This window comes from Collinsella sp. (assembly GCF_052346665.1).
Taxonomy (GTDB): Bacteria; Actinomycetota; Coriobacteriia; order Coriobacteriales; family Coriobacteriaceae; genus Collinsella.
On sequence record NZ_DAWDUX010000053.1, the window covers coordinates 5,980 to 12,600 of the forward strand.

Here is a 6,621-nt window from a genome sequence, read left to right on the forward strand (position 1 = left end):
GCGGAGAGCACCACCACGCCGTGCGGGCGGGCGATGCGCCAGGCCATCTCGAAGGTGTTGGAGCCGCCGGCGGCCTCGATCACGCTGTCGGCGCCGCGGCTGTGGGAGAGCTCGCGCACAGCGGCCTCCACGGCGGCAAGGTCCATGGTGCTCGCGTCGATCACGGCGTCCGCAAGGCCGCGCTCACGGGCGAGGGCGAGGCGGGCGGGGTCGATGTCGATCGCGACGATGCGGGCGGGGTCGAACAGGCGGGCGCACATCATGGTGGTGAGGCCGACCGGGCCGGCGCCGATCACGGCGACCGTGAAGCCGGGCTCGATCTCGGCGATCTTTGCGCCCCAATGGCCCGTCGCCACGATGTCGCCCAGGAAGAGGGCATCCTCGTCGGTCACATCCGCGGGGATGACGGCGCAGGTGCGGTCCGCATGTGGCACGCGCACGAGCTCGGCCTGGCAACCGTCCTCGCAGCAACCGAGCTCCCAGCCGCCCTCCACGCAGTTGTTCACCCAGCCGCGCTCGCAGTAGAAGCACTCGCCGCAGAAGGTCTCGCAGCTCACGGCCACGCGGTCACCCGGCTTGAGGTTGCGCACGCCCTCCCCCACCTGCTCAATCACGCCCACGAACTCGTGACCGAGCACCGTGGTGGGCGTGGCGCGCGGGACGGCTCCATGGATGATGTGCAGGTCGCTCGTGCAGATGGTCGAGCATGTCACGCGGATGACGGCGTCGGTAGGCGCCTGCAGTTGCGGCTCGGAGCGATCCTCGAGCGCAATGCGTCCGCTGCCGTCGTGTACCAGGGCTTTCATGAGGGTCTCCTTATCGCTTGTCTACCAGCAATGATAGGCGATTGGAGAGGCGCTGGGCTCGGTGTAACGCACGTCATAAGGTTACGGCTTTCACCTCGTTCTGCCCAATCTAAACGTTATCGAAATGCGTCCCGAGCCTCACTCCAATGAGATAATGCAGGCGTAGAGACAGCAGCTGAAAGGACGCCACCATAAACGCTTGGATGATTCGCGCGGGGCGCGGAGGAACGTTCGCAACCGATTGGGTCGAGAACAACATCATCGGCATTGGTTGGGACTTCAACGGCCTGGACATCGCCAACATGGACCGCGACCAAATCGGGGCCGCATACGCTGCGGCGCACCCCGCCGAGAGCAAGCAGAAGGTCGCGACCAGCGTTGGACAGGTATTCCGTTTTGCCCATTCCATGGAGCAGGGGTCGACCGTCGTCATGTACGACCCCGCCGAACGCCTCTACCATATCGGCGTCATCTCCGGCCCCTGCTCACCCGTGCCAGAGCCCGAAGGCATAACCTACACGCGTGCCGTCACCTGGAACAAAACCGCGCCACGCGACGTGCTCTCCCAGTCTTCCAAGAACTCGCTTGGCGGCATTCAGACCATTTTCGCCATCTCCGCCATTTCCAACATGTTTGACGAGGATATCTGGAACACAGTGAACTAGCAACGCGGACTCATACCACGATTTCACGCTCGCAAAGAGCACGTGCATCGCCCCTTGGAAAAGAAGTTGAGGTTTTTCGTACTCGATTCCGGTTTTGCCGAGTAGAGAGCAAACCCACGCACACAAAACCCCAGATAACGGAATTGAAGTGAGGCTGTATACTCGGCAAATTCGAAAACTAATACGAAAAACCTCAACTTCATAGCTTCGGGGAGTCAACTCGGGTCAACCAGGCACTGGCTCATGCGGTAAACAGGGTATCCAGAGGCGAATCTCAGCTCGCTCACCGCGCCGACAGCCCCGCCCCAGGGGCCGTTGCGACATTCCTTCGCCATACGAACCCCTGTTCGATGGATTTAGCTTGGACGGTACCGCATACGACCCGCGCTATGTTACGGTATTCATTTACATGGCTGCAAAGACGCACAAGGGAACCACCGAGAGAGCGAGCATGGCAAAGAACACCGCAAACTATGGCAACGACAGTATCCGTCAGCTCAAGGACGAGGAGCGCGTCCGCCTGCGCCCCGCCGTCATCTTCGGCTCGGACGGGCTCGACGGCTGCGCGCACGCCGCCTTTGAGATCCTGTCCAACGCCGTCGACGAGGCGCGCCAGGGCTACGGCAAGCTCATCACCCTCACCGCCTTCCGCGACGGCTCCATCCAGGTCGAGGACAACGGCCGCGGCTGCCCGCTCGATTGGAACCCCTCCGAGAAGCGCTTTAACTGGGAGCTCGTCTTCTGCGAGCTCTACGCCGGCGGCAAGTACAACAACAACGAGGGCGGCGACTACGACTTCTCGCTGGGCACCAACGGCCTGGGCTCCTGCGCGACCCAGTACGCCTCCGAGTACATGGACGTCACGGTCTGGCGCGACGGCAACAAGTACTCCCTCCACTTCAAGAAGGGCAAGGTCGTGGGCGCCAAGAAGAAGGCGCTCGAGATCGAGCCCGCCGATGGCGACCGCACCGGCACCACCATCAAGTGGCGCCCGGACCTGGAGGTCTTCACCTCGATCAGCATTCCCCACGATTGGTATCGCGAGACTATGCGCCGCCAGGCCGTGGTCAACGCCAACGTGACCTTCCGCCTGCGCATCGAGGGCGACGACGGCGAGTTCATCGAAGAGGACTTCTGCTACCCCAAGGGCATTGAGGACTACGTGCTCGAGAAGGTCGGCGCCGACTACCTCACCGAGCCCTTCTTCATCGAGGCGGACCGCCGCGGCCGCGACCGCGAGGACCTGCCCGATTACAACGTCAAGATCACGGCGTGCCTGTGCTTCTCCCGCACCTTCCAGATGCAGGAGTACTACCACAACTCCTCGTGGCTCGAGAACGGCGGCTCGCCCGAGAAGGCGGCCCGCAGCGCGCTCACCAGCGCGATCGACGCCTACATCAAGCAACAGGGCAAGTACAACAAAAACGAGAGCTCCATCAAGTGGCAGGACGTCCAGGACTGCCTGGTGCTGGTGACCAACTGCTTCTCCACCCAGACCTCGTACGAGAACCAGACCAAGAAGGCAATCAACAACCGCTTCATCCAGCAGGCCATGACGGCGTTCTTCAAGGAGCGCCTGGCGACCTACCTGATCGAGAACAAAGACGCCGCCAACAAGATCATGGAGCAGGTGCTCATCAACAAGCGCTCGCGCGAGAACGCCGAGAAGACCCGTCAGAGCATCAAGACCAACCTGCAGCAGAAGACCGACATGGCCAACCGCGTGCAGAAGTTCATCGATTGCCGCTCCAAGGACAAGACCCGCCGCGAGGTCTACATCGTGGAGGGCGACTCGGCGGCGGGCGCCATCCGCACCTCGCGCGATGCCGAGTTCCAGGGCGTTATGCCCGTCCGCGGCAAGATCCTCAACTGCCTGAAGGAGGACTACCCCCGCATCTTCAAGTCCGACGTCATCATGGACCTCATGCGCGTGCTGGGCTGCGGCGTAGAGATCAGGGACAAGCGTATCAAGAACCTGGGCGCCTTTGACCTGGACAACCTCAACTGGAGCAAGGTCATCATCTGTACGGACGCCGACGTGGACGGCTACCACATCCGCACGCTCATCCTGACGATGCTCTACCGCCTGGTGCCCACGCTCATCGACGAGGGCTACGTCTACATCGCCGAGTCGCCGCTCTACGAGATCAACTGCAAGGAAAAGACCTACTTCGCCTACACCGAGCTCGAGAAGAACGCCATCCTGGCCGAGATCGGCGACCAGAAATGCTCCATCAACCGCTCCAAGGGTCTTGGTGAGAACGATCCTGACATGATGTGGCTCACCACCATGAACCCCGAGACGCGCCGCCTGATCAAGGTGGAACCCGAGGACGTGGCCAAGATGGAATCCATGTTCAACCTGCTGCTGGGCAACGACGAGGCCGGCCGCAAGCGCCATATCGCCGAGCACGGCAAGGAGTATCTCGACCAGCTGGACCTGCAGTAAGAGCGGCCCCAAAGAAAGCATCAAGAGGACATCGTGGCAAAGAAGAAAACCAGCACCCCAAGCAAGAAGAAGCAGGTCAACACCGATAACGTCATCGGCCTGCACTCGGAGGTCACGGCGCAGCCCATCACGGAGACGCTCGAGACCAACTACATGCCGTATGCCATGAGCACCAACGTCTCGCGCGCGTTCCCCGAGATCGACGGCTTCAAGCCCTCGCACCGCAAGCTGCTGTACACCATGTACAAGATGGGCTTGCTCAAGGGCGAGCGCCAGAAGAGCGCCAACATCGTGGGCCAGACCATGAAGCTCAACCCGCACGGCGACGCCGCCATCTACGAGACGATGGTGCGCCTCGCCACGGGCAACGAGGCGCTGCTCGCGCCGTTCGTGGAGTCCAAGGGCAACTTCGGCAAGTACTACTCGGGCGACTTGACCTACGCCGCCTCGCGTTACACCGAGGCCAAGCTCTCCCCCATCTGCGCCGAGATCTTCAAGGACATCGACAAGGACCCGGTCGACTTCGTCGACAGCTACGACGGCGCCATGAAGGAGCCGCGCCTGCTGCCCACCACGTTCCCCAACATCCTTGTCTCGGCCAACAAGGGCATCGGCGTGGCCATGGCATCCGACATCTGCGGCTTCAACCTCAACGAGGTGTGCACCGCCACCATGCACTTCCTCGAGGACCCCAGCTGCGACCTGCTCGAGTACATGCCCATGCCCGATTTCTCCACCGGCGGCGAGATCATCTACCGCCGCGAGGAGATGGAGCGCATCATCGAGACGGGCCTGGGCAGCTTCCAGATCCGCTCGCGCTGGCGCTGGGTCCCCGAAGAGCGCATCATCGAGGTCTACGAGATCCCCTACACCACCAAAACCGACGTGATCATCGACCGTATCGTCAAGCTCTCCAAGGAGGGCAAGGTGCGTGAGATTGCCGACATCCGCGACGAGACCGACCTCTCCGGCCTGCGCATCGCCATCGACCTCAAGCGCGGCGTGGACCCCGAGAAGCTCATGGCCAAGCTCTACCGCACCACCACGCTGCAGGACTCGTTCTCCTGCAACTTCAACGTCCTGGTGGACGGCTACCCCCGCGTTATGGGCGTACGCCAGATCCTGCATGAGTGGGTTGCGTGGCGCATCCAGTCCACGCGCCGCCGCGTGAGCTTCGATTTGGGCAAGAAGTCCGAGCGCCTGCACCTGCTGCACGGCCTCGAGGCCATCCTGCTCGATATCGACAAGGCCATCGCCATCATCCGCGGTACCAAACTCGAGGCCGAGGTCGTCCCCAACCTGATGAGCGGCTTCGACATCGACGAGACCCAGGCGGAGTTCGTCGCCGAGCTCAAGCTGCGCAACATCAACGAGGAGTACATCCTCAACCGCACCAAGGACATCGCGAAACTCGAGGGTGAGATCGCCGCGCTCGAGGAGATTCTCTCGAGCGAGGAGAATATCAAGAAGGTCATTCGCGACGAACTGGCCGCGGTCAACAAGAAGTACGTCATGCCGCGCCGCACGGGCCGCATCGAGCCGTCCGACGTCATCGAGGTGAGCCTGGAGCCCGAGGTCGAGGAGTACCCGGTCACCATCATGCTCTCGCGCGAGGGTTACCTCAAGAAGATGACGGACCGCGTTCTACGGAAGGCCGCGGAGCTCAAGTACAAGGACGGCGACGAGCCCTTCATCGAGTTCCCGTCCGCCAACACGCACGAGCTGCTGGTCTTCACCAACAAGAGCCAGGTGTATAAGTGCAAGGTCGCGGCGTTCGAGGACACCAAGTCCGCGCAGCTGGGGTCGTATCTGGCCACGGACCTCGAGATGGACCCCGACGAGAGCGTGATCTGGGTCATCGACCCCGAGGACTACAAGGCCGACGTGCTGTTCGTCTTTGAGAACGGGCGCGCGGTGCGCGTGTCGCTGGCCGGGTACGTCACCAAGACCAACCGCAAGCGCCTCAAGAACGCCATCTACGGCGGGTCCAAGCTGCTGTACGCCCAGGTGCTCAAGGAGGATCGCGACATCGCTCTGGTCTCGAGCGACTACCGTCTGATGAACTTCAACACTTCGCTACTCAAGACCAAGACGACCACCAGCACGCAGGGCGTCCAGGCGTTCACCGCCAAGAAGGGTCGCGCCATCACTACCGTGAGCACGGTCGAGGAGGTGCTGGGCGCCGGCGTCTCCGCGGAGAAGTTCACCGCTCAGAGCCTTCCTTGTGCCGGAGCTCTCATGAAGGAAGACGACATGCCGAGCTTGTTCGACTAGGGGCGACGCTGGGCATGAAATGCTTGCGGCGCACGGGCGCACGGGAATACGCTACACCCTGCGGTACCGCGTCCCCCTGCCAGCGCCCTCCCTCGTAACGAGGCCGCGCGACGCGAGGGCGTTCAGAATGCGTGTGGTCTTGTCTTTGCTGAAGCCGCTCCGGAGACCGATCTCCGCGCGGGTCATCAGGATACTCCGGCTCATTTCGTCCATGAGCTTGCGCTCATCAAGGGTCACCCCCTCAGGTAGCGCTGCCTCGAAGGGCAAGGTCACCGCGATGGAGTTCTCGCGGATGTCGAAGGCGGGCTTAACCGCCAGTTCTTCATACGCCTCGTTGATGCGCGCGATGCCTGTCCCAAACTGCTCGATGTAATCGAGTCGGAAGAATATGTTGGCCACGACGGGATTCCTCGGGATCGAGACGCCA

General features: G+C 62.2%; 5 protein-coding genes. 3 read left to right on the forward strand and 2 right to left on the reverse strand.

Features of this window, described 5'->3' with window-relative positions; translation table 11 throughout:
* Nucleotides 1-806 (reverse strand): alcohol dehydrogenase catalytic domain-containing protein (locus ACT8II_RS08710; RefSeq protein ID WP_443813826.1); only part of this gene is annotated, 806 nt, incomplete at its 3' end.
* Between the two features lie 203 nt (nucleotides 807-1,009).
* Here ACT8II_RS08710 and ACT8II_RS08715 point away from each other — a divergent pair.
* The 3 genes from ACT8II_RS08715 to ACT8II_RS08725 all read left to right on the forward strand — a co-directional run bounded on the left by ACT8II_RS08715 (nucleotide 1,010) and on the right by ACT8II_RS08725 (nucleotide 6,194).
* Nucleotides 1,010-1,471: a restriction endonuclease gene (locus ACT8II_RS08715; RefSeq protein ID WP_330006558.1), complete on the forward strand. Its 462-nt coding sequence runs from the start codon at nucleotides 1,010-1,012 to the stop codon at nucleotides 1,469-1,471.
* Nucleotides 1,472-1,922: 451 nt separating this feature from the next.
* Nucleotides 1,923-3,920 carry a DNA gyrase/topoisomerase IV subunit B gene (locus tag ACT8II_RS08720; protein ID WP_443813828.1) on the forward strand — a complete coding sequence of 666 codons (1,998 nt, stop codon included), beginning with the start codon at nucleotides 1,923-1,925 and terminating at the stop codon, nucleotides 3,918-3,920.
* 33 nt (nucleotides 3,921-3,953) lie between these two features.
* A complete protein-coding gene (locus ACT8II_RS08725; RefSeq protein WP_443813830.1) occupies nucleotides 3,954-6,194 on the forward strand; it encodes a DNA gyrase subunit A in 2,241 nt (746 codons plus the stop codon).
* 51 nt (nucleotides 6,195-6,245) lie between these two features.
* Here ACT8II_RS08725 and ACT8II_RS08730 read toward each other — a convergent pair.
* Nucleotides 6,246-6,621 (reverse strand): ATP-binding protein (locus ACT8II_RS08730; RefSeq protein ID WP_443813832.1); only part of this gene is annotated, 376 nt, incomplete at its 5' end.

What these genes read in the sequence shown, in the direction of transcription:
- ACT8II_RS08715 (WP_330006558.1), top strand. Translation starts at nt 1,010, where the DNA reads ATGATTCGCGCGGGGCGCGGAGGAACGTTCGCAACCGATTGGGTCGAG.
- ACT8II_RS08720 (WP_443813828.1), top strand. Translation starts at nt 1,923, where the DNA reads ATGGCAAAGAACACCGCAAACTATGGCAACGACAGTATCCGTCAGCTC.